Here is a 22,341-nt window from a genome sequence, read left to right on the forward strand (position 1 = left end):
GATGGTGCTGCCTGAGCTGCAGCAGATCGCCTCCGGCCTCGGTATCAAGGGCTTCGGCAAGATGCGCAAGGGTGCCCTCATCGAGGCCATCCAGGCCGCGCAGGGCGGCGGCTCGTCCGCCCCCGCGCCCGCCGCGCAGACCAGCACCCCCCAGGCGTCGTCGGCCCCGGTCGCCGACAAGCCCCGCAACGAAGCTCCCGCGAAGCAGGACAAGCCCCGCGACGAGAAGCGCAACGACGCTCCCGCGCGGCAGGACAAGCCCCGCAAGGAGAAGCGCAACGACGACCGTGGCGAGAAGGCTCGCGACCGTGGTGAGAAGCCGCGCGAGGACAAGTCGCGTGACGAGATGCCGCGTGACGAGAAGCCGCGTGACGAGAAGCCGCGCGAGGACAAGTCGCGTGACGAGAAGCCGCGCGAGGACAAGTCGCGTGAGGACAACCGTGACCGTGCCGAGCGCAACAACCGCGACATCCGGGACGGCCGCGACCGTAGCGATCGGGGAGATCAGAAGAACGACGCCGAGAGCGACAACCGTGGCGACCGCGACGGCGAGAGCGGCGGCCGTCGTCGCAACCGCAACCGCAACCGCAACCGCAACCGTGACCGCCCGGAGCGCACCGGGCGCGAGGTCGAGCCGATGGTGAACGAGGACGACGTCCTCATCCCGGCCGCCGGCATCCTCGACGTGCTCGACAACTACGCCTTCGTCCGGACGAGCGGCTACCTCCCCGGCGAGAACGACGTCTACGTCTCCCTGTCGATGGTCCGCAAGTGGGGCCTTCGCAAGGGCGACGCGATCGTCGGCCAGGTGCGCCAGCCCCGCGACGGCGAGCGCAAGGAGAAGTTCAACCCGCTCGTCAAGATCGAGTCGGTCAACGGCATGACGATCGACGAGGCCAAGCAGCGCGTTGAGTTCTCCAAGCTGACGCCGCTGTACCCCTCTGAGCGTCTGCGCCTCGAGATCGACCCGGCCCAGCTGTCCGGCCGCATCATCGACATCGTGTCGCCGATCGGCAAGGGCCAGCGCGGCCTGATCGTCTCGCCTCCCAAGGCCGGCAAGACGATGATCATGCAGCAGATCGCCAACGCGATCACGACCAACAACCCTGAGTGCCACCTGATGGTCGTCCTCGTCGACGAGCGTCCGGAGGAGGTCACCGACTTCCAGCGCACCGTCAAGGGCGAGGTCATCGCCTCGACCTTCGACCGTCCGGCCACCGACCACACCACGGTCGCCGAGCTGGCGATCGAGCGCGCGAAGCGGCTGGTCGAGCTCGGCCACGACGTGGTCGTCCTCCTCGACGGCATCACGCGCCTCGGCCGCGCCTACAACCTGGCGGCCCCCGCCAGCGGCCGCATCCTGTCCGGCGGTGTCGACTCCTCGGCGCTCTACCCGCCCAAGAAGTTCTTCGGCGCGGCCCGCAACATCGAGGACGGTGGCTCGCTGACGATCCTCGCCACCGCGCTCGTCGAGACCGGCTCGCGGATGGACGAGGTGATCTTCGAGGAGTTCAAGGGCACCGGCAACATGGAGCTGCGTCTGCGCCGCGAGTTCGCGGACAAGCGCATCTTCCCGGCGATCGACGTCGAGGCCTCGGGCACCCGCCGCGAGGAGCTCTTGATGAGCCGCGAAGAGCTCGCGATCGTCTGGAAGCTGCGCCGCGTCCTCTCGGCCCTCGACGGCCAGCAGGCCCTCGAGCTGATGATCGACAAGCTCAAGAGCACCAAGAGCAACGTCGAGTTCCTGATGCAGATCAACCAGAGCACCCCGTCGACGGGGCGCCGCGGCGGCGGGGACGACGACTGATGACGAACGCGTACGAGTTCCGGGCCGTCGACATCGACGGGACGGAGCGAGGGCTCGACGAGTACCGCGGCAAAGCCGTCCTCGTCGTCAACACCGCCAGCAAGTGCGGCTTCACCCCGCAGTACGAGGGGTTGGAGGAGCTCTATCGCAAGTACCAGGACGAGGGGCTCGTCGTCCTCGGCTTCCCGTGCGACCAGTTCCGCAACCAGGAGCCGGGCGACGAGGCCGAGATCAAGGAGTTCTGCTCCCTGACGTACGACGTCACGTTCCCGATGTTCTCCAAGGTCGACGTCAACGGCCCGGACGCGCACCCGCTCTACAAGTGGCTGCGCGACCAGAAGTCGGGCGTTCTCGGTGACCGGATCAAGTGGAACTTCACCAAGTTCCTGATCAACTCCGACGGCGACGTCGTGGACCGCTACGCGCCCACGACCAAGCCCGAGGACATCGCCGACGACATCGAGAAGCTCCTGCGGTGAGTCCACTGCTGGTCGCGGTGGTGCTGCTCAACGCACTCGCCGCGGCCTCGGTGCTGTTCGCGCTTACCGAGGCCAACAAGGGCGTCGCGATCTCGGAGCTCGCGGTCTTCCTGACGGCGGCGGTGGCGATGATCGCGATCTCGATCCTGCTGGTGACCGGGTCCATGATCTCGTGAGCCGCGTCACGCCTGCGTGAGCGAGCGCGGGAATGCTCCACCCGCGATTCGTGTTTCACGGAGCGACGGTGGCACAATGCCTGAGGCACTGGTTCACGGCCCGACCGGCGGGCCGACCCAGAGTCGAGCGAGAGGACAACATGAAGAAGGACATTCACCCCACGTACGTGTCGACCGAGGTCTCGTGCACCTGTGGCAACACGTTCACCACGCGCAGCACCGCGACCGACGGCGTCATCCGCGTCGAGACCTGCGCCGCCTGCCACCCGTTCTACACGGGCAAGCAGCGCATCCTGGACACGGGCGGCCGCGTCGCTCGCTTCGAGAAGCGCTACGGCAAGAAGTAACGACGTCACGGCGCCGGCCACGCTCGATGCGTGTGCCGGCGCCGTTGTCGTGCCGGGTCCCGATCGGGTGGACCCGCGAACGAGGAGGAGCCGATGAGCAGGTTCGACGCGGTGGAGACGCTCGTACGCGAGCACTCCGACCTCGAGACCCAGATGGCCGACCCCTCGGTCCACAGCGACCCCGCGAAGGCGAAGCGGCTGGGCCAGCGCTACGCCGAGCTCAGCGGCATCGTCCGCACCTTCCGCGAGTGGCAGCGGGTCGTCGACGACGTCGAGGCTGCTCGCGAGCTCGCTGACGAGGATCCTGGCTTCGCTGCGGAGGTCGAGACCCTGACCGTCCGCGAGCATGAGCTCGCCGAGCGCCTCGAGCACCTGCTCGTCCCGCGCGACCCCGCCGACTCCAAGGACGCGATCCTCGAGATCAAGGCGGGGGAGGGCGGTGAGGAGTCCGCCCTCTTCGCCGGCGACCTGCTCCGGATGTACCTGCGTTGGGCGGAGTCCCGAGGCTGGAAGACCGAGCTCATCGATGAGAACGCCTCCGACCTGGGCGGCTACAAGTCCGTGACGGTCGGCGTCAAGGCGAAGGGCACCCCGGAGCCGGGGGAGGCCCCGTACGCCAAGCTGAAGTTCGAGGGTGGCGTGCACCGTGTCCAGCGGGTCCCTGTGACCGAGTCGCAAGGGCGCGTCCACACCTCCGCAGCGGGCGTCATGGTGTTCCCCGAGGCCGAGTCCGTCGACGTCGAGGTCAACGACAACGACCTGCGGATCGACGTGTTCCGGTCATCCGGTCCTGGCGGACAGAGCGTCAACACCACCGACTCCGCGGTGCGCATCACCCACCTGCCGACCGGCATCGTCGTGAGCTGTCAGAACGAGAAGAGCCAGCTCCAGAACAAGGAGCAGGCGCTGCGCATCCTGCGCTCACGGCTGCTGCAGGCCGCGCAGGACGCGGCGGACGCCGAGGCGTCGGACGCGCGGCGCTCGCAGGTCCGTACGGTTGACCGCTCTGAGCGGATCCGTACGTACAACTTCCCCGAGAACCGCATCTCCGACCACCGCGTCGGGTTCAAGGCGTACAACCTCGACCAGGTGATGGACGGCGCCCTCGACGACGTTGTGAACGCCTGCGTCGAGGCCGATCTCGCGGCGCGCCTCGCGTCGGTCGAGGCCGGTCGGTGACAGACCTGCGAGCCTTGCTCGCCGACGCCACCCGCCAGCTCGCAGAGGCGGGAGTGGCCTCGCCGCGCAACGACGCGGAGCTGCTGCTCGCGCATGTCCTCGGCACGGGGCGGGCGGGCCTGCTGCTGGTCGACGACCTCGACGGCGCTCAGGCGAGCGCGTACGAGGTCCTCGTCGCCCGGCGCGCCACGCGTGAGCCGCTCCAGCACCTCACCACCACGGCGGCGTTCCGCTACCGCGACCTCGCGGTCGGGCCTGGCGTGTTCGTCCCGCGGCCCGAGACCGAGTCCCTGGTCGAGTGGGGGCTCACCGTCCTCGACGGCGTCGAGGCCAAGCACCCCGTCGTGGTCGACCTCGGTACGGGATCGGGCGCGATCGCGGGGGCAGTGGCGTCCGAGCGCCCTCATGCCCGCGTGCATGCGGTGGAGCTCAGCGACGACGCGTTCGCGTACGCCGAGCGCAACCTGGCCGGGCTGGACGTCGACCTGCGGCACGGCGACCTGGCCGACACGTTCGCCGACCTCGACGGCACGGTGGACCTCGTGCTCGCCAACCCTCCGTACATCCCGCTGACCGCGTGGGAGTCGGTGGCCGTGGAGGCGCGCGACCACGACCCCGCGCTGGCGCTCTGGTCCGGCGAGGACGGGTTGGACGCGATGCGCGACGTCGCCGCGACCGCCGCGCGCCTGCTGCGTGACGGCGCGATGGTCGGCGCGGAGCACGCCGACGTGCAGGGGGAGTCTGCTCCAGCGGTGTTCGTCGCGCACGGCGGGTTCGTCGACGTGCAGGACCGTACGGACCTGGCCGGCCGGCCGCGGTTCGTGACCGCGCGGCGCGTCCGGCGCTGACACGGCCTCCCAGGCGAGGGCGCAGACGAGCGTGGGAGGCGGACTGGCACCATGGCCCTTGTGAGCGAACGGTTCTCTTGCGTCGGTGACGACGATGAGCGTGAGGCAGGCCTGGAGGCCGCCAAGGCGGCCCTCCAGAGCCAGAAGTTGGTCGTGACGCCGACCGACACGGTGTACGGCATCGCAGCGGACGCGTTCGACGCCGACGCCGTCGCCGCGCTCCTGGCGGCGAAGGGTCGTGGACGGCACATGCCGCCACCGGTCCTCGTGGGGTCGACGATGACGCTGGACGCCTTGGCGACGGGCGTCGAGCCGTACATCTACACGATGGTCGAGGCGCTCTGGCCGGGGCCGTTGACGGTCATCTGCCACCAGCAGGACTCTCTCGCCTGGGACCTGGGCGAGACCCGGGGCACGGTCGCTGTCCGGATGCCAGATGATGCCACCACGCTCGCCCTGCTTCAGCGCACCGGCCCACTCGCGGTCTCGAGCGCGAACCTCACCGGCCACCCTGCCGCGACGACGGTCGTCGAGGCCGAGGAGCAGCTCGGCGACTCGGTCGCGGTCTATCTGGACGGCGGACCCTCGGGCAGCGGCGTCCCGTCGACGATCGTGGACTGTACGGGGGAGCGCCCGCGGATCGTCCGTCCCGGCGCCGTCACCGCCGAGCGGTTGATCGAGCTGGGGCTCGAGGTCGCCTGAGCCATGCGCGAGTATCTCGTCGTCTTCCTGGTCGCTGTGGCGGTGACCTATCTGCTCGCCGTGCTGGCACGGGAGGGCGCGATGAAGGTCGGGGCGTACGCGCGCGTGCGCGACCGCGACGTCCACGCGGTGCCCATCCCCTACTTCGGCGGCGTGGCGATGCTGTTCGGCCTGCTGGCGGCCTATCTTGTCGCGGCGCGGATGCCGTTCTTGTCCAGCTCGGAGGACGCGGTCCTCGCGGACGCGGGCGCCGTCATGGTCGGCGCGACGGTGATCACGCTGGTCGGGGTCATCGACGACGTGTACGAGCTCGACGCGCTCACGAAGTTCGCCGGACAGCTCCTGGCGGCGGTGATCACCGTCTCCATGGGCGTGCAGCTCGTCTACCTCCCGCTGCCCGGCAACACCTGGGCGATCGACCCGCTGCAGTCGATCCTCTTCTCCGTCCTGACGATCGTGATCTGCGTCAACGCGGTCAACTTCGTCGACGGTCTGGACGGGCTGGCAGCGGGAGTGGTCGGGATCGGCGCGGTCGCGTTCTTCATCTTCGCCTTCGTCCTGGTCGCCGAGAACCGGCAGACCAACGCCATCGCGGCCGCGATGCTGTGTGCCGCGCTCGCGGGCGTGTGCGTGGGGATCTTGCCGCACAACTTCAACCCGGCGCGGATGTTCATCGGCGACGCCGGAGCGATGCTCATCGGCTTCGTGCTGGCCTGCTCGGCCGTCTCGCTGTCGGGGCGGTTCTCGGCGGCCGAGGCGATACAAGGCCTCGGCGGCGCGCAGGCGTCGCTGGTCCCCGCCCTGCTGCCGCTGTTGCTGCCGTTCGCGGTGCTGCTCGTGCCGTTCGTCGACCTGCTGATGGCGGTCGTGCGCCGGACCCGCGCGGGGCGCTCGCCGTTCGCGCCCGACAAGCTGCACCTGCACCACCGGCTGCTCGAGATCGGCCACTCCCACCGGCGGGCCGTGCTCGCGATGTACATGATCGCCGGCGTGGTCGCCTTCGGCGCTGTCGCGCTAGGCCTCGTCGGCGGCTGGCGGGCGAGCGCAGGGGTGGTGGTGATGGTGGTCGTGACGGCGTTCGTGGTGTTCTGGCTGCCCCGGGTCGGGCGTACGGGCCGAGCCTGAGAAGGCCCCGGGTTTGGGGCCCGTGAAGCGCTTGTGCTAGTTTTCACAAACACCCACCCGCACGTTTGGACGGCCGCCCCCATGACGACCACCCAGAGCTCGACCCGACGCCCCGTACGCGTGACCCGCGTGCTCGGTGGGGTCGTTCTCGCGGCGGCAGTGTCGTGCATGGCCGGCAGCGCGCTCGTGGCCGGTGGGCCAGGTGTCGTCGGGTCCTTGATCGGGGTCGCGCTCGTCGCGTTCCTGCTCGGGTTCACCGCCGTCGCTCTCAAGGTCCTCGCCAAGCCGGCGAACGGCGCGACGCTCCTCATCGCGCTCCTGCTCTACTCGACCAACGTGCTCTTCGTTGCCGCCCTCGCTCTCGTGCTCACGCAGTCGGGTGCGCTCGGCGATGTCGTGCACGGCGGAGCCCTCGGGATCACCCTTCTCGTGGGTGCTCTCGTGAGCACCGCACTGTTCGTCGTTGCCGCCGTGACGAGCCGCCAGCCGCTGTACGACCTGGGGGTCGAGTCGTGAGCCGGGCATGCTACCGTTCCGTTGGCAATGAGCGAATCCTCCCGACGTCCTCGACGCAGCCTGAGCCAGGCGATCAGCCGGATCGTCGGAGGGATCGTGGTCTACGGAGCCATCGGCTTCGGACTGGATCGCTGGTGGGGGACCTCGTTCATGGTGTTCGCCGGCGCAGCCCTCGGGGCAGCGCTCGGGATCTTCACCGTGTACGCGGCCACGCCGCACAAGTCCTGACCGTTCATCTGCTACCCGACGTACCCATGACGCCCGTGGAACCGCGGCGCGACCGTGCCATAGATGAGGTGATCGAGTGACCACCGAAGGACGGACTGTCCTCGCAGAGTTCCACCCGCCGGGTCCCTCCAGCTTCGAGCTGCCCCCGATTTTCACGATCTTCGGTGTGGACTTCACCAAGCCGATGGTGCTGGTGATCCTCTCGGGGTTCGTCGTCGTCGGCCTCACGTACGCGTTCTCGCGTCGTGCCGCGGTGGTCCCCGGGCGGATGCAGTTCGCCGGCGAGTACATCTACAACTTCGTCCGCAACGGCATTGCCCGCGACAACATCGGGTCCGAGCACTACATGAAGTACGTGCCGTACCTGTTCGCGTTGTTCATGTTCGTGCTGGTGAACAACTACTACGGCGTGATCCCGTTCATCCAGTTCCCGTCGTTCGCGCGCATCGGCTTCGTCGTCGCGCTGGCGGCGATCACCTGGGTGGTCTACAACGCGGTCGGCATCGCCAAGCACGGCTTCGTCGGATACCTCAAGCACGAGACGGTCCCCGGTGGCATCAAGGGCCCGATCCTTCTCCTGCTCGTGCCGCTGGAGTTCTTCTCCAACATCCTGATCCGGCCGATCACGCTGACGCTGCGACTCTTCGGCAACATGTTCGCCGGCCACCTTCTGCTGATCCTGTTCGCGACCGGCGGCGCCTATCTGCTGCTGGACTCGGGCAACGCGCTGTACGGCGTGGTCGGCGTCCTGTCCTTCCTGCTCGGCATCGCGGTCAGCTTTCTCGAGCTGCTGGTGATGTTCCTGCAGGCGTACGTGTTCACCTTGCTGACCGCGATGTACATCGGCGAAGCCATCGCCGACGAACACTGACCCACCCACCCCAAAGAGTTTCACCAGAAGCGCCGCCTAGGCGCTGACGACGAAAGGAAAAGCCGTGGAAGGCTCTCTGAACATGATCGGTCTCGGCCTTGCCGCGATCGGTCCCGGTGTCGGCATCGGCCTCATCTTCGCCGCATACATCGCCGGCGTCGCCCGTCAGCCGGAGGCGCAGTCGCGCCTGCAGACGATCGCGATCCTCGGCTTCGTCCTCGCCGAGGCGCTGTTCATCATCAGCGTCGCGCTCGCGTTCGTCCTGCCTATCTGATCCAGTCGAGACGTAAGGGTCCCACCACATGGACATCACACAGCTGGCCGCGGAGGAGGCGCACAACCCCATCCTCCCGGTCTGGTCCGAGGTCATCCTCGGCCTGATCGTCTTCGGGATCGTCGTCTTCCTGGTCGCGAAGCTCGTCGTCCCGAACTTCGAGAAGGCGTACGCCGAGCGTGCCGCCGCGATCGAAGGCGGCATGAAGGAAGCGGCTCAGGCCCAGGAGGAGGCCAAGGCGGCGCTGGAGCAGTACAACGCCCAGCTCGCCGAGGCCCGGCACGAAGCCGCACGCATCCGCGAGGAGGCGCGCGAGCAGGGTGCCGCGATCACTGCCGAGATGCGAACCCAGGCGCAGGACGAGGCTCAGCGCATCGTCACGGCCGCGCACCAGCAGATCGAGGCCGAGCGCGCGCAGGCGGTTCAGTCTCTGCGCCGCGAGGTGGGGCAGCTCTCCACCGAGCTCGCGTCGCGGATCGTCGGTGAGTCGCTGGAGGACGAGGCGCGTCAGCGCCGTACCGTCGAGCGCTTCATCGTCGACCTCGAGGGCTCGTCGAACGGATCGGCGAACTGATGCGGGGCGTTTCGGCGGCTTCGCTCGCCCAAGTCCTCGACGCCGTCAGCGGTGCTGCTGCCGACGGCGCTGAGGGCGTCGCCGTAGGCGAGGACGTGTTCGCGGTCGTCGGCGCGCTCGACGCCAACCCGGTGCTCCGCCGCGTGCTGTCGGACCCCGCCAGCGAGGGCGAGGCCAAGGCCGGTCTCGTCCGCAGCCTGTTCGGCGAGAAGATCGGCTCCGGTGCGCTGGAGATCGTGTCGATCGCCGCACAGGGACGGTGGGGTTCGGCGCGTGACGTCGCCGACGCGCTGGAGCAGGCTGGTGTCCAGGCGGTCCTCAGCCGCGCTGAGCGCGACGGTCAGCTCGACGTAGTCGCCGACACTCTCCTCGAGTTCTCGCGCGTCGTGGTGGCCGACCCCGATCTTCGGCAGGCCCTCGGCGACCGGGCGACCTCCGTCGAGGGCCGCAAGGTCCTCGTCTCACGTCTACTCGACGGCAAGGCGGACGACGTGACCCTCGCCCTGGCCCGACAGGCGGTCGCCGGACGCAACCACGGGTTCGAGCAGACGCTCGCCGGCTTCTCCGAGGACGCCATTGTCCTCGCAGGTCGCCTCCAGGCGCTGGTCACCGCTGCGTACGCGCTCGATGCCGACGAGAAGCAGCGTTTGGCCGGAGCATTGGCCCGCAAGTACGGTCGAGAGGTGTACGTGGACGTCACCGTCGACCCGGCTGTGATCGGCGGTCTGTCCGTCGAGATCGCCGGGGAGCGGATCGACTCCACGGTGTCGACCAAGCTCGCAGACGCGCGTCGCGGACTCGTGGGCTGACGATGGCCCTCACAACCCTGGACCAAGTACTTCCCCAGCACGATCGAGAAGAAGGTAGGCACTGACATGGCGGAGCTCACGATCCGTCCCGATGAGATTCGCGACGCGCTCCAGCAGTTCGTCAGCGACTACAAGCCGCAGGCGACCACCGAGGAGATCGGCGTCGTCTCGGAGGCGATGGACGGGATCGCCCGCGTCCAGGGCCTGCCGTCCGCGATGGCCAACGAGCTGCTCGAGTTCGAGGACGGGACGCTCGGTCTCGCACTGAACCTCGACTCGCGCGAGATCGGCGTCGTCATCCTCGGTGACTTCGCCGGCATCGAGGAGGGTCAGCCCGTCAAGCGCACCGGCGAGGTCCTCTCGGTCGCCGTGGGTGACGGCTACCTCGGTCGTGTCGTGGATCCGCTCGGCAACCCGATCGACGGCCTCGGCGAGGTCGCGACCAGCGGCCGCCGCGCGCTCGAGCTGCAGGCACCCTCCGTGGTCGAGCGCAAGAGCGTCCACGAGCCGCTGATGACCGGCATCAAGGCGATCGACTCGATGACGCCGATCGGCCGTGGCCAGCGCCAGCTGATCATCGGTGACCGTCAGACCGGCAAGACCGCCATCGCGATCGACACGATCATCAACCAGAAGCAGGCGTGGGAGTCGGGAGACCCCAGCCAGCAGGTGCGATGCATCTACGTCGCGATCGGCCAGAAGGGCTCGACCATCGCCTCGGTGCGCTCGGCGCTCGAGGAGGCCGGTGCTCTCGAGTACACGACGATCGTCGCGGCTCCGGCCTCGGACTCGGCGGGCTTCAAGTACCTCGCCCCGTACACCGGCTCGGCCATCGGCCAGAACTGGATGTACGACGGCAAGCACGTCCTCATCGTCTTTGACGACCTGAGCAAGCAGGCCGAGGCCTACCGCGCCGTGTCGCTGCTGCTTCGCCGCCCGCCGGGCCGCGAGGCGTACCCGGGCGACGTCTTCTACCTCCACAGCCGGCTGCTCGAGCGCTGCGCGAAGCTCTCGGACGAGCTGGGCGCGGGCTCGATGACGGGTCTCCCGGTCGTCGAGACGAAGGCCAACGACGTGTCGGCCTACATCCCGACCAACGTCATCTCGATCACCGACGGTCAGATCTTCCTCCAGTCGGACCTGTTCAACTCGAACCAGCGCCCCGCGGTGGACGTCGGCATCTCGGTGTCGCGCGTCGGCAGCTCGGCGATGCTGAAGTCGATGAAGGCCGTCACCGGCTCGATCAAGATCGAGCTCGCGCAGTACCGTGCGATGGAGGCCTTCGCGATGTTCGCCTCCGACCTGGATGCCGCTTCCAAGCAGCAGCTGGCGCGCGGCGAGCGTCTGATGGCGCTGTTCCGGCAGGGCCAGTACCAGCCGTTCCCGGTCGAGGAGCAGGTTGTCTCGCTGTGGGCGGGCACAACCGGCAAGCTCGACCCGGTGCCGGTTGACGACATCTCGCGCTTCGAGTCGGAGTTCCTCGACTACCTGCGTCGCAGCGAGCCGGCGATCCTCGACACCATCCGTGAGACGGGCAAGTTCGGCGACGACTCGGCGAGCTCGCTCGAGTCGGCGTACGACGCGTTCACGAACCAGTTCGAGACCAGCGACGGCCGTTCGATCAAGCCGGGCAAGGAAGAGCACGAGGCTCTCGCCGACGAGGATGTCGAGCAGGAGCAGATCGTCAAGCAGAAGCGAGGCTGACCTCTCGTGGCCACCTCACTGCGCGAGTACCGTGCGAAGATCAAGTCGACGCAGTCGATGAAGAAGATCACGCGCGCCATGGAGCTTATCGCGGCGTCGCGCATCGTCAAGGCGCAGCAGCAGGCTGCGGCGGCGACGCCGTACGCCCGTGAGCTCACGCGCGCGGTGTCCGCTCTTGCGACCTTCGGTGCCGTCGACCACAAGCTGCTCACCGAGAACCCGGAGCCCAAGCGCGCCGCGGTCCTGGTCATCTCCAGCGACCGCGGTCTCGCCGGGTCGTACTCGTCCTCGGTCCTCAAGGAGTCGGAGCGTCTCGTCGAGAAGCTCCACGCCGAGGGCAAGGAGGTCGACATGTACGTGACGGGCCGCAAGGCCGAGGCGTACTTCCGGTTCCGCCAGCGCCCCGTGGTGCAGGCGTGGAACGGCTTCTCCGACCGCCCGGGCTACGCGAACGCCCGCGAGATCGGTGACGTCCTCACGTCCGCGTTCCTCATCGATCCCGAGGACCCGGAGACCGGGGACCCGGCGCGTGCCGTGGACGAGCTCCACATCGTATTCACCCGGTTCCGTTCGATGATCAGCCAGACCCCCGAGGTCATCCGGCTGCTCCCGCTCGAGGTCGTCGAGGGGACGGAGGCGCCGGAGAACGGCGACGTCTACCCCCTGTACGAGTTCGAGCCGTCGGCGTCGGAGGTGCTCGATGCGCTCCTGCCGAAGTACGTCAACCACCGGCTCTACTTCTGCCTGCTCCAGGCGGCGGCATCGGAGCTCGCGGCTCGCCAGCAGGCGATGAAGAACGCGACCGACAATGCCGAGGACCTGATCCAGAAGTACACCCGAATCGCCAACCAGGCCCGTCAGGCCGGGATTACCCAGGAAATCAGTGAGATCGTCGGTGGCGCGAACGCCCTCGCCGACGCGACCGCCGGGAGTGAGTGAAACATGACTGCCACTGTCAACGAGACCACGACGACGGGCCGTATCGCCCGTGTCACCGGTCCGGTCATCGACGTCGAGTTCCCGACGGACCAGATGCCGGAAATCTACAACGCCCTGCAGGTCCACACGGCGCTCGACGCCGAGGGCCGCCCTCTCACGCTCGAGGTCGCCCAGCACATCGGTGACGGCATGGTCCGCGCGATCTCCATGCAGCCGACCGACGGCCTTGTCCGCGGCGCCGTCGTGCGCGACACCGGCAAGCCGATCTCGGTGCCGGTGGGCGACGTGACCCTGGGCCACGTCTTCAACACGATCGGCGAGTGCCTCAACCTCGAAGAGGGCGAGGTGCTCGACATCAAGGAGCGCTGGGGCATCCACCGCAAGGCTCCGTCCTTCGACTCGCTCGAGCCGAAGACCGAGATGTTCCAGACCGGCATCAAGGTCATCGACCTCCTCACCCCGTACGTCCTGGGCGGCAAGATCGGCCTGTTCGGCGGCGCCGGTGTCGGCAAGACGGTGCTCATCCAGGAGATGATCGCCCGTGTTGCCCGCGACCACGGTGGTGTGTCGGTGTTCGCCGGTGTCGGTGAGCGCACTCGTGAGGGCAACGACCTCATCGTCGAGATGGACGAGTCGGGCGTTCTCGGCCAGACCGCACTGGTCTTCGGCCAGATGGACGAGCCGCCGGGCGCGCGTCTGCGTGTCGCCCTGTCGGCGCTGACGATGGCGGAGTACTTCCGCGATGTCCAGAAGCAGGACGTGCTCCTCTTCATCGACAACATCTTCCGGTTCACCCAGGCCGGCTCGGAGGTCTCCACGCTGCTCGGCCGTATGCCGTCCGCGGTGGGCTACCAGCCGACCCTGGCCGATGAGATGGGCGTGCTGCAGGAGCGGATCACGTCGACGCGTGGCCACTCGATCACCTCGATGCAGGCGATCTACGTGCCGGCCGACGACTACACCGACCCGGCGCCTGCGACGACGTTCGCGCACCTCGACGCCACGACCGAGCTCAGCCGTGAGATCGCCTCGCAGGGCATCTACCCGGCCGTGGACCCGCTGACGTCGACGTCGCGAATCCTGGACCCGCGCTACATCTCGGCCGACCACTACCAGGTCGCGACCCGTGTCAAGCAGATCCTCCAGCGCAACAAGGAGCTGCAGGACATCATCGCGATCCTCGGTGTCGACGAGCTGTCGGAGGAGGACAAGACGGTCGTGTCCCGCGCCCGTCGCATCCAGCGCTTCCTCTCGCAGAACACCTACGTGGCGAAGCAGTTCACGGGCATCGAGGGCTCCACGGTCCCGCTCGACGAGACCGTGGATGCGTTCAAGCGCATCTCGGACGGCGAGTACGACCACGTGGCCGAGCAGGCGTTCTTCATGTGCGGCGGTCTGGACGACGTCGAGAAGAAGTGGGCCGAGATCCAGAAGAGCTCCTGATCGGGAGAGAAGGAGTCCTCTGATGGCAGGCACACTGCACGTCGAGCTCGTGAGCGCCGACCGGCTGCTCTGGTCCGGCGAGGCCACGTCCTTGATGACTCGGACGCTCGACGGTGACATCGGCATCCTCCCGGGGCACGCCCCGGTGATGTCGGTGCTCGCCGACGGGGTCGTCGAGATCGAGACGGACACGAAGGAGACCTGGGTGGCCGCGGTCGACTCGGGCTTCCTCTCGGTGGCCGCAAACCGCGTGTCGATCCTGGCGGAGAGCGCGGTCATGTCGCACGACATCGACCTGGAGCGCGCGAAGCACGACCTCGAGCGGATCAAGTCCGAGGGAAGCGACGACGAAGAGGCCGCTGAGACGGTACGCCGTCTGGAGGCCCGTATCCGCGCCGTTGAGCTCGCGTCCTAAGGTCTACACAGGAGATCTTGAGTCGCTCGTCGAGGGAGGAGGGCACACATGCCGATCTGGTTGTGGGTGCTCGACTCCCTCGGCCTGCTTCTGGCCCTGGTCGTTCTTGCGGTCATCGGGCTGGCAGCGCGTCGGCGAATCCTCGCCCGTGGCGGCAGTACGTTCGACCTCAGCGTCAACCGCAAGCGTGATGTTCCGCGCGAGGAGGGTGACCCTCGCGGGTGGACCCTAGGGATCGGTCGTTACGGCGACATCCATCTCGAGTGGTTCCGCACCTTCTCTTTCTCCCCGCGTCCTGTACTCCGGCTGGAGCGCGGCCACGTCGAGGTGCTCGGGCGCCGCAAGCCGGTCGGCTCAGAGACGTTTGCGCTGCACGCGGGCAACACGATCGTCCAGTGCTCGGTCGACGGCGAGACCGAGATCCAGCTCGCCCTCAGCCCGCAGGCGCTGACGGGCCTCCTCGCCTGGCTGGAGTCATCGCCTCCCGGCCGCGAAGTCAACAACGTCATCTGACGCCCCCCGCTGCGCCCGTACGGGCGGGTCAGCGCCCTCCGCCGGGGACCCACAGCACGTCGCCGACCTCGCGGTTGGCGTAGCGGGCGAGAATGAAGAGCAGGTCCGAGAGACGGTTCAGATACTTCGCGGTAAGGATGTTCATCGTGTCGCCGTGCTCCTCGATCGCTGCCCACGCGCTGCGCTCGGATCGTCGGCAGACCGTACGAGCGATGTGCAGGACCGACGCCGCAGGCGTACCGCCGGGCAGGATGAACGACCTCAGCGGTTCGATCTCGGCGTTGTAGTGGTCGCACCACTGCTCGAGCCGCTCGACGTACTCCGGCTCCACACGCAGCGGCGGGTACTCCGGGTTCTCGACGACCGGAGCGCCCAGATCGGCACCGACATCGAAGAGGTCATTCTGCACCCGCGCGAGCACCGCGTCGACGTCCTCGTCGAGCGTGCCCAGTGACCGGGCGTATCCGAGGTGGCTGTTGAGCTCGTCGGTGTCGGCGTACGCCTGGAGCCGGAGGTCGAGCTTCGACGTCTTGCTCATGTCGACCAAACGGGTCGTGCCGTCGTCGCCGGTACGCGTGTAGATACGGGTGAGGTTGACCATGGCGCCCACCCTATTCCTCGCGAACTGACTCTCGAGCGCGCAGTGACTCGCGAGGTCAGGGGTGGGGGTGGCGGGCGGCGACCCACGCGCGGGCGACATCCGCCTGCGCGGACCAGGCGAGCACGAGCCACCCACGGACGTCGTGCGTGACCGACGCCCGGATGCCTTCGGTCCGCAGTCGCGCCGCGGTGATCTCGGCACCGTGCTGGTCCTTGCACCGAGCGACGGGGACGAGCATCCCGTACGAAGGGAGCCGGACGCGCTTGCCGGGGGAGTGCGCCCACTTGAGGATCAGGGCCAGCCCGGCCACGGCGAGCAGACTGATGAGAGGCACGAACGCGTACCCGACGAGAGCCCCTCTGCCACCCATACCGTCAGTGTGCACCCGCGGGCTCCCGATGTGACCCTCGTGACTCCGATCACGTGGGTGTTACCGACCGGTCACAAGCGTCTAACCTAAGCCGCATGGCCGACAAGACCCCTCGCGATCGCCCCTGGGTGATGCGCACCTACGCCGGGCACTCCTCGGCGGCTGACTCCAACGCGCTGTACCGCCGCAACCTCGCGAAGGGGCAGACGGGTCTGTCCGTCGCCTTCGACCTGCCGACCCAGACCGGCTACGACCCCGACCACGAGCTCAGCCGCGGCGAGGTCGGCAAGGTCGGCGTGCCGGTCCCCGACCTCGGGGAGATGCGCCGCCTTTTCGAGGGCATCCCTCTCAACACGATGAACACCTCGATGACCATCAACGCGACGGCCATGTGGCTGCTCGCGATGTATCAGGTCGTCGCGGAGGAGCAGGCGCGCGAGGCCGGCGAGGACCCGCAGGAGTGGGTCGGCCAGCTCGCGGGGACCACCCAGAACGACATCATCAAGGAATACCTCTCGCGTGGGACGTACGTGTTCCCGCCGGCGGCCTCGATCCGGCTGACGACCGACATGATCGCCTACACGGTCGTCAACATGCCCAAGTGGAACCCGCTCAACATCTGCAGCTACCACCTGCAGGAGGCCGGCGCGACGCCCGTCCAGGAGCTCGCCTACGCCCTGTCGACGGCGATCACGATCCTCGACGCGGTCCGCGACGCCGGGCAGGTGCCGCCGGAGGAGTTCGAGAAGGTCGTCGGACGCATCTCGTTCTTCGTCAACGCGGGTGTCCGGTTCATCGAGGAGACGTGCAAGATGCGCGCCTTCGGCCAGCTGTGGGACGAGATCACGCGCGAGCGCTACGGCGTGCAGGACCCCAAGATGCGGCGCTTCCGCTACGGAGTCCAGGTCAACTCGCTCGGGCTCACCGAGGCGCAGCCGGAGAACAACGTGCAGCGCATCGTGCTCGAGATGCTCGGCGTCAGCCTGAGCAAGAACGCCCGCGCCCGCGCCATCCAGCTGCCGGCGTGGAACGAGGCGCTCGGCCTCCCACGTCCGTGGGACCAGCAGTGGTCCCTGCGTCTCCAGCAGGTTCTCGCGTACGAGTCGGACCTGCTCGAGTACGGCGACATCTTCGACGGCAGCCACGTCATCGAGGCCAAGGTCGCCGAGCTGGTCGCCGGCGCCAAGGAGGAGATCGACCGTGTCCAGGCGATGGGCGGTGCGGTCGCCGCGGTCGAGTCGGGCTACATGAAGCAGGCGCTGGTTGCCTCCCACGCAGCGCGTCGCGCGCAGATCGAGGCGGGCGACCAGCTCGTCGTCGGCGTGAACGCCTACAAGGAGACCGAGGAGTCGCCACTGACGGCCGACCTCGACGCGGCGATCCAGACCGCCGACCCGTTGGCCGAGGCGAGCGCCATCGAGCGCGTCATCGCGTGGCGCGGGCAACGTGACGAGGCGGAGGTCGCCGAGGCGCTGGAGCGGCTCCGCACCGACGCCAAGACCGACGCGAACCTGATGGACGCCACGCTGGCCGGTGCGCGCGTCGGCGTGACGACCGGTGAGTGGGCAGGCGCGCTGCGCGAGGTGTTCGGCGAGTTCCGCGCGCCGACCGGTGTGACGGGGGTGGTCGGAGTGGCCGAGGCAGGAGCAGAGCTCACCGCGGTACGCGAGCGTGTGAAGGCGACCGGGGAGGAGCTCGGCGGACGGTTGCGTCTGCTCGTCGGCAAGCCTGGCCTGGACGGACACTCCAACGGCGCCGAGCAGATCGCGGTGCGTGCGCGCGACGCTGGGTTCGAGGTCGTCTACCAGGGCATCCGCCTGACCCCGACACAGATCGTCGCGGCGGCCGTGGACGAGGACGTCGACTGCATCGGGTTGTCGATCCTCTCCGGGTCGCACATGGAGCTCGTCCCCGACGTGCTGTCGCTGCTGCGCGAGGCGGGGATCGGGGACGTGCCGGTCGTCGTCGGCGGCATCATCCCCGAGTCCGACGCACGGCGTCTCATCGAGGCGGGTGTCGCGGCGGTCTACACGCCGAAGGACTACGGCATGACGCAGATCATGGACGACATCGTCGACGTGATCCGCAGGGCCAACGATCTGGCCTGAGGCTAGCCACGCCTTGCTGGTATGCGTCCGTACCTCCGACTAGCGTCGGGGGTACGGACGACGACGCGGGCAGGGAGCCCGCAGCGAGGAGTGAGGCACATGGCATCCGACAAGTTCGCGGCGCTGCTCAGCGAGCAGGTGGGGCACGAGTTCGCCGCACACCAGCAGTACGTCGCGATCGCGTGCTACTACGACGCGCTCACCATGCCGCGCATGGCGGCGCTCTTCTTCCAGCAGGCGCTGGAGGAGCGCGACCACGCGATGATGATGGTGCAGTACCTCCTGGACGCCGACGTGCCGGTGCGCGTCCCGGGCGTCGCTGACCCGATCAACGACTTCGACGACGCGGTCGCGCCGGTGACATTGGCGCTTGCCCAGGAGAAGCGGGTCACCGACCAGATCAACGAGCTGACCCGCGTGGCGCGCGACGCGAACGACTTCGCGTCCGACCAGTTCATGCAGTGGTTCATCAAGGAGCAGGTCGAGGAGGTCTCCAAGATGAGCGACCTCCTCGCCGTCGTGACCCGGTCGGCGGACGACCTCGAGGCGATCGAGCACTGGGTCGCTCGCGAGGAGAAGGGCGAGGCGGCCGATCCGACCGCCCCGCCGGTCGCCGGGGCCTGAGGCACCCGGCGGACCCGTGCGAGTCCTGGTGGTCGGGGCCGGTGTCACGGGACTGACGTGCGCCGTGGTGGCTGCTGAGCGCGGCCACCACGTCGACGTCCTCGCGCGCGACCTGCCGCGCGAGACGACCTCGGCCGTCGCCGCGGCCTGCTGGTATCCGTACCTCGCGTTCCCCGTCGACCGCGTCCTCGGCTGGGCCCGCAGGTCGTACGAGGTGTTCGCCGCGCTCGCCGCGGACGAGTCGGACGGAGGTCCGGGCGTGCTCGTACGGCGCACTCAGGAGCTGCTGCCCGAGCGGTCGCCCGATCCGTGGTGGCGCGAGGCGGTGCCGGACCTGCGCCGGATCGCCTCGCCTCCGGACGGCTACGCCGACGGGTGGACGTTCGACGGGGCGGTCGCGCACATGCCGCGCTACCTCGACTACCTCGAGCGTAGGCTCGCTGCGTCCGGCGGCACGGTCACCCGCATGGCGCTGTCGGCCCTGCCACCCGGGGCGGACGCGGTCGTGAACGCTTCGGGTCTCGGCAGCCGGCTGCTGAGCAGTGACGAGACCACCAGCCCCGTACGAGGTCAGGTGCTGCGCCTCCCGCCCGTTCCCGGAGTCGACGAGGTGGTCCTCGCGGACCGGGACGACACCGTCACGTACGTCGTGCCGCGCGGCGACGACGTCGTGGTCGGGGGCACAAGTGAGCCCGGAGTCTGGGACCTCGCCCCTCGTACGCAGGACTCCGAGGCGATCCTGGCACGTGCCGCCGCGCTGGTCCCGGCGCTTCGCGGTGCACCGGTGCTCGGCGTCCGGGTCGGACTGCGGCCCGCGCGTCTGACCGTGCGGCTCGCGCTCGAGCGGCGCGAGGGCGCGAGCCCCGTCGTGCACTGCTACGGGCACGGCGGTGCTGGCGTGACACTGTCGTGGGGGTGCGCCGACGAGGTCGCCGACCTGCTCGACACCCTCTGAGCCGCCGGCGGCGCTGCCGGGTGATCAGCTCGCGGTGAGCTCTTTGAGGGGCTCGTCGATCTCGGCGTCCCGCGCCACGGTGGCCGGTGTCGCAGCGGCGGGCGGCGCCACGGTCTCGGCAAGAGCCTCGAGCTGCTGTGCCGCGCGCCGCGACGCACGCCCGGGCAGAGTCGGGGAGGCCTTCTCGACGCGGGTCCAGTCGGCGCGGATCTCGGAGAGGCGGTCGTCGGTGATGCGCTCGGACAAGATCGCCTGCTCGAGCTGGCGTCGGGCGTCGCCGTACTCGGCGCCCGCGCGCTGGTGCGCGGCGATCACGTCCGCGTCGTTGAGCAAGGTGTGCAGCAGCGCCGTGGCCGCTGTCGCGACGGCAAGCGCGCCGGCGGTGACCTGGAGCCACGCGCGCGGCTCCGACAGCAGGCTCGTGAAGCTGGCGGAGGCGGCGAGCGCCGCGAGGACGACCGCCGTCGCTCCGATGAGGCGGTGCCGCCGGCGGGCGGCCTTGGCAGCGAGCCGGTGGCCCTCGTGCCCGACCCGGATGGTGACCAGCCACTGCACGACGGTCGGTTCGTCACCGCGATACGTCCACATGCGCAGGACCGTAGCGGGACCGGCTGCCTTCTTGGGCGAGAATGCGGCGGTCGTCCCAGGGCCCGGGCGTAGACCCCTTGTCATTTCGGACAAACGGGCGTAAGACGGATTACATGATTACCGAGGCTGAGACGGACGAGGTGCGTGGGTGGTTCGCGGGTCGCCTGCCCGAGGGGCTGTTCGAGGAGCTCGTCAGCGTGACCGTCGACCGCGAGGAGATCGTGGTGATCGGACGCATCCCCGAGCCCGCTCTGCCTGAGGGGGCCTCCGACGCCGAGCGGGCAGGTGCGGTCGAGGGTCGGATCCGTGAGTTCCGTGCGCGTACCCGGGACGCGCGGATCGAGGTCGCGCGTGAAGCCCAGCACCGGTTCACCCGTACGGTGTCGTGGGGCGTGGAGTGCGGTGACACGCGAGCGCTCTTCACCCATCTCGCGTCCCCGGTGATGACGCGGCTGCGGCAGCCCGAGCGGCAGGTGCTCGACACGCTCGTCGCCGGCGGTGTCGCGCGCAGTCGCAGCGACGCGCTCGGCTGGTGCGTGCGGCTGGTCCAGCGGCACGCGGACACGTGGCTCGACGAGCTGCGCGACTCGCTCGCGCACGTGCAGCGCGTGCGCGAGCAGGGGCCGGACGCCGAGTGAAGGCTCAATCCACGGCAGCGCGCAGCAGCCGGTCGGCCGCCTCGCCGTAGGCGACGAGGACGACCCGCTCGACCTCGGTCGTGGCGCCGCGGATCGTCGAGACCGCGACGGCGACCGCATCGTCCAGGGGCCAGCCGTACGCACCGGCTGAGATCAGCGGGAAGGCGACCACGCGTGCCTGGAGCTCGTCGGCGACCGCGAGGCTGCGTGCGTACGCCGACCGGAGCAGGTCTGTACGGTCCTCGTGCCCGGACCACACCGGGCCGACGGTGTGGATGACCCAGCGGGCCGGGAGGCGGCCGCCCGTGGTCGCGACCGCGTCGCCCGTCGGCAGTCCCTCTCGATGGCTCGTCACCCGCAGCTCGCGGCACGCCTCGAGGATCTCCGGCCCGCCGGCGCGGTGGATCGCGCCGTCCACGCCGCCACCGCCGAGCAACGTGCTGTTCGCGGCGTTGACGACGGCGTCAGCCCGGACGGTCGTGATGTCGCCCTGGACGACCTCGATGCGGATCATGCCTCCTTGCATACCTGATGGCGGCGAGCGGGGCCATGCGTGTAGTCTCGTACGAGACGAGACGCATCGTCTCGCCACCCGACGAGGACAGGGAGTGCCATGACCCAGCAACGGACCTGGTTCGTGACCGGAGCAGGACGAGGGCTGGGGCGGGCTTTCGTCGTCGCCGCCCTCGAGGTTGGTGACAGGGTCGCGGCCACCGCACGCACGCCCGCCGTGCTCGACGACCTCGCCGCCGCGTACGGAGACCAGCTCGTCGTTCTCCCGCTCGACGTGACCGACCGGTCCGCCGTCGTCCGGACAGTCGCGGAGGCTCACGGCCGGCTCGGACGACTCGACGTCGTGGTCAACAACGCCGGGTACGGGCAGATCGGCGCGATCGAGGAGCTCGCCGAGGACGAGGTGCGCCGTCAGCTCGACACGAACCTGCTCGGCGCGATCTGGGTCTCGCAGGCTGCCCTGCCCTACCTGCGTGCGCAGGGCGGCGGCCACGTCGTCCAGATCTCGACCGTCGGTGCGGTCGGGACCGTTCCGTTGTTCGGGCTCTACAACGCGAGCAAGTGGGGGCTCGAAGGGTTCAGCAGCGCGATGGCCGACGAGGTCGCGCCGTTCGGCATCCACGTGACCATGGCGCAGCTGGGCGGCTTCGCGACCGACTGGGCGGGCACGAGCATGGCCTTCGCCGAGAGCGCGATCACGGCGTACGCGCCGGTGCGCGAAGCGGTGCTCGGCATGCCGTCCTATCCCGACGGTGCCGCCGACGACGCTGCCGTCGACGCCGACGAGCCCCCTGAGGTGGCCGCGGCGGCTCTCCTCGCGCTCGTCGCCCAGCCCGCCCCGCCACGTCGCGTGATCATCGGTCGCGGTGCCCACGAGATGGTGGCGATGGCACTGGCCTGGCGCCGCGACGAGTACGCGCGTGATCCCGCGTTCACCTGGCCCGCCGCTCCCGAGACGTCATAGCGGGCAGGCCGACGAGCGCCCGCCGTGGGTG

The 22,341-nt window shown here is 69.1% G+C and carries 28 protein-coding genes; 24 read left to right on the forward strand and 4 right to left on the reverse strand.

Annotated elements, in window-relative coordinates; all coding sequences use genetic code 11:
• Window position 1: 1 nt before the first annotated feature.
• The 19 genes from rho to HCT63_RS16735 all read left to right on the forward strand — a co-directional run bounded on the left by rho (window position 2) and on the right by HCT63_RS16735 (window position 14,949).
• Window positions 2–1,807, forward strand: a complete 1,806-nt coding sequence (gene rho, locus HCT63_RS16645; RefSeq protein ID WP_167009203.1) for a transcription termination factor Rho — start codon at window positions 2–4, stop codon at window positions 1,805–1,807.
• Window positions 1,807–2,286, forward strand: a complete 480-nt coding sequence (locus HCT63_RS16650; protein WP_167007503.1) for a glutathione peroxidase — start codon at window positions 1,807–1,809, stop codon at window positions 2,284–2,286. Before rho ends, HCT63_RS16650 begins: the two co-directional genes overlap by 1 nt.
• Window positions 2,283–2,462 (forward strand): hypothetical protein, encoded by a 180-nt coding sequence (locus tag HCT63_RS16655; RefSeq protein ID WP_167007506.1) that lies wholly within the window; start codon window positions 2,283–2,285, stop codon window positions 2,460–2,462. The genes HCT63_RS16650 and HCT63_RS16655 overlap by 4 nt, the downstream gene beginning before the upstream one ends.
• Before the next feature lie 140 nt (window positions 2,463–2,602).
• Window positions 2,603–2,809 (forward strand): 50S ribosomal protein L31, encoded by a 207-nt coding sequence (rpmE, locus tag HCT63_RS16660; protein ID WP_039342141.1) that lies wholly within the window; start codon window positions 2,603–2,605, stop codon window positions 2,807–2,809.
• Window positions 2,810–2,902: 93 nt separating this feature from the next.
• Window positions 2,903–3,988, forward strand: a complete 1,086-nt coding sequence (prfA, locus tag HCT63_RS16665) for a peptide chain release factor 1 (RefSeq protein WP_167007508.1) — start codon at window positions 2,903–2,905, stop codon at window positions 3,986–3,988.
• Entirely contained in the window at window positions 3,985–4,836 is an 852-nt protein-coding gene (prmC, locus tag HCT63_RS16670; protein ID WP_167007511.1) for a peptide chain release factor N(5)-glutamine methyltransferase, read from the forward strand. The genes prfA and prmC overlap by 4 nt, the downstream gene beginning before the upstream one ends.
• A gap of 60 nt (window positions 4,837–4,896) precedes the next feature.
• The gene (locus tag HCT63_RS16675) at window positions 4,897–5,538 is read left to right on the forward strand and encodes an L-threonylcarbamoyladenylate synthase (RefSeq protein ID WP_243843088.1); all 642 of its coding nucleotides are present in this window, start codon (window positions 4,897–4,899) and stop codon (window positions 5,536–5,538) included.
• Between the two features lie 3 nt (window positions 5,539–5,541).
• The gene (locus HCT63_RS16680) at window positions 5,542–6,663 is read left to right on the forward strand and encodes an MraY family glycosyltransferase (protein WP_167007517.1); all 1,122 of its coding nucleotides are present in this window, start codon (window positions 5,542–5,544) and stop codon (window positions 6,661–6,663) included.
• Window positions 6,664–6,744: 81 nt separating this feature from the next.
• Complete coding sequence (locus HCT63_RS16685) at window positions 6,745–7,179, forward strand: hypothetical protein (RefSeq protein WP_167007519.1); 435 nt, start codon at window positions 6,745–6,747, stop codon at window positions 7,177–7,179.
• Window positions 7,180–7,206: 27 nt separating this feature from the next.
• A complete protein-coding gene (locus HCT63_RS16690; protein WP_167007520.1) occupies window positions 7,207–7,407 on the forward strand; it encodes an AtpZ/AtpI family protein in 201 nt (66 codons plus the stop codon).
• A gap of 76 nt (window positions 7,408–7,483) precedes the next feature.
• Window positions 7,484–8,278, forward strand: coding sequence for a F0F1 ATP synthase subunit A (gene atpB / locus HCT63_RS16695; protein WP_167007521.1), 795 nt, complete (start codon window positions 7,484–7,486; stop codon window positions 8,276–8,278).
• Between the two features lie 64 nt (window positions 8,279–8,342).
• On the forward strand, window positions 8,343–8,552 hold the full coding sequence (gene atpE / locus HCT63_RS16700; RefSeq protein ID WP_149769333.1) for an ATP synthase F0 subunit C: 210 nt from the start codon (window positions 8,343–8,345) through the stop codon (window positions 8,550–8,552).
• A 28-nt stretch (window positions 8,553–8,580) separates the two neighbouring features.
• Window positions 8,581–9,126 carry a F0F1 ATP synthase subunit B gene (locus HCT63_RS16705; protein ID WP_167007522.1) on the forward strand — a complete coding sequence of 182 codons (546 nt, stop codon included), beginning with the start codon at window positions 8,581–8,583 and terminating at the stop codon, window positions 9,124–9,126.
• The gene (locus HCT63_RS16710; protein WP_167007523.1) at window positions 9,126–9,935 is read left to right on the forward strand and encodes a F0F1 ATP synthase subunit delta; all 810 of its coding nucleotides are present in this window, start codon (window positions 9,126–9,128) and stop codon (window positions 9,933–9,935) included. Before HCT63_RS16705 ends, HCT63_RS16710 begins: the two co-directional genes overlap by 1 nt.
• A 66-nt stretch (window positions 9,936–10,001) precedes the next feature.
• Window positions 10,002–11,639 (forward strand): F0F1 ATP synthase subunit alpha, encoded by a 1,638-nt coding sequence (gene atpA, locus HCT63_RS16715; RefSeq protein WP_167007524.1) that lies wholly within the window; start codon window positions 10,002–10,004, stop codon window positions 11,637–11,639.
• Window positions 11,640–11,645: 6 nt separating this feature from the next.
• Window positions 11,646–12,578: a F0F1 ATP synthase subunit gamma gene (locus HCT63_RS16720; protein ID WP_167007525.1), complete on the forward strand. Its 933-nt coding sequence runs from the start codon at window positions 11,646–11,648 to the stop codon at window positions 12,576–12,578.
• A 3-nt stretch (window positions 12,579–12,581) separates the two neighbouring features.
• Window positions 12,582–14,021 (forward strand): F0F1 ATP synthase subunit beta, encoded by a 1,440-nt coding sequence (atpD, locus tag HCT63_RS16725; protein WP_167007526.1) that lies wholly within the window; start codon window positions 12,582–12,584, stop codon window positions 14,019–14,021.
• Window positions 14,022–14,043: 22 nt separating this feature from the next.
• Window positions 14,044–14,436: a F0F1 ATP synthase subunit epsilon gene (locus HCT63_RS16730; RefSeq protein ID WP_167007527.1), complete on the forward strand. Its 393-nt coding sequence runs from the start codon at window positions 14,044–14,046 to the stop codon at window positions 14,434–14,436.
• 48 nt (window positions 14,437–14,484) lie between these two features.
• Window positions 14,485–14,949, forward strand: a complete 465-nt coding sequence (locus HCT63_RS16735; protein ID WP_167007529.1) for a DUF2550 domain-containing protein — start codon at window positions 14,485–14,487, stop codon at window positions 14,947–14,949.
• Window positions 14,950–14,977: 28 nt separating this feature from the next.
• Here HCT63_RS16735 and HCT63_RS16740 read toward each other — a convergent pair whose 3' ends face one another.
• Both HCT63_RS16740 and HCT63_RS16745 read right to left on the reverse strand, forming a co-directional pair.
• Window positions 14,978–15,550: a cob(I)yrinic acid a,c-diamide adenosyltransferase gene (locus HCT63_RS16740; protein WP_167007531.1), complete on the reverse strand. Its 573-nt coding sequence runs from the start codon at window positions 15,548–15,550 to the stop codon at window positions 14,978–14,980.
• A 55-nt stretch (window positions 15,551–15,605) separates the two neighbouring features.
• The gene (locus tag HCT63_RS16745) at window positions 15,606–15,920 is read right to left on the reverse strand and encodes a hypothetical protein (RefSeq protein ID WP_167007533.1); all 315 of its coding nucleotides are present in this window, start codon (window positions 15,918–15,920) and stop codon (window positions 15,606–15,608) included.
• Window positions 15,921–16,015: 95 nt separating this feature from the next.
• Between HCT63_RS16745 and HCT63_RS16750 the strand changes: the two genes are divergently transcribed.
• From HCT63_RS16750 to HCT63_RS16760, 3 genes are all read left to right on the forward strand, one after another.
• Window positions 16,016–18,028: a methylmalonyl-CoA mutase family protein gene (locus tag HCT63_RS16750; RefSeq protein ID WP_167007535.1), complete on the forward strand. Its 2,013-nt coding sequence runs from the start codon at window positions 16,016–16,018 to the stop codon at window positions 18,026–18,028.
• A 99-nt stretch (window positions 18,029–18,127) separates the two neighbouring features.
• The gene (locus HCT63_RS16755) at window positions 18,128–18,652 is read left to right on the forward strand and encodes a ferritin (RefSeq protein WP_167007537.1); all 525 of its coding nucleotides are present in this window, start codon (window positions 18,128–18,130) and stop codon (window positions 18,650–18,652) included.
• A gap of 28 nt (window positions 18,653–18,680) precedes the next feature.
• Window positions 18,681–19,607: an FAD-dependent oxidoreductase gene (locus HCT63_RS16760; RefSeq protein ID WP_255490715.1), complete on the forward strand. Its 927-nt coding sequence runs from the start codon at window positions 18,681–18,683 to the stop codon at window positions 19,605–19,607.
• Between the two features lie 24 nt (window positions 19,608–19,631).
• Here the strand turns inward: HCT63_RS16760 and HCT63_RS16765 are convergent, their stop codons facing one another.
• Window positions 19,632–20,195, reverse strand: coding sequence for an SLATT domain-containing protein (locus tag HCT63_RS16765; RefSeq protein ID WP_167007541.1), 564 nt, complete (start codon window positions 20,193–20,195; stop codon window positions 19,632–19,634).
• A gap of 113 nt (window positions 20,196–20,308) precedes the next feature.
• Between HCT63_RS16765 and HCT63_RS16770 the strand changes: the two genes are divergently transcribed.
• Window positions 20,309–20,833 carry a hypothetical protein gene (locus tag HCT63_RS16770; protein ID WP_167007542.1) on the forward strand — a complete coding sequence of 175 codons (525 nt, stop codon included), beginning with the start codon at window positions 20,309–20,311 and terminating at the stop codon, window positions 20,831–20,833.
• Window positions 20,834–20,837: 4 nt separating this feature from the next.
• On the opposite strand, the gene HCT63_RS16775 is transcribed toward HCT63_RS16770, so the two are convergent.
• Complete coding sequence (locus HCT63_RS16775) at window positions 20,838–21,347, reverse strand: O-acetyl-ADP-ribose deacetylase (RefSeq protein WP_167007544.1); 510 nt, start codon at window positions 21,345–21,347, stop codon at window positions 20,838–20,840.
• Window positions 21,348–21,446: 99 nt separating this feature from the next.
• Here HCT63_RS16775 and HCT63_RS16780 point away from each other — a divergent pair, with 99 nt between their 5' ends.
• Window positions 21,447–22,310 (forward strand): SDR family NAD(P)-dependent oxidoreductase, encoded by an 864-nt coding sequence (locus HCT63_RS16780; protein WP_167007546.1) that lies wholly within the window; start codon window positions 21,447–21,449, stop codon window positions 22,308–22,310.
• The last annotated feature ends 31 nt before the right edge of the window (window positions 22,311–22,341 follow it).

This window comes from Mumia sp. ZJ430 (assembly GCF_011751845.1).
Lineage (GTDB): Bacteria > Actinomycetota > Actinomycetes > Propionibacteriales > Nocardioidaceae > Mumia.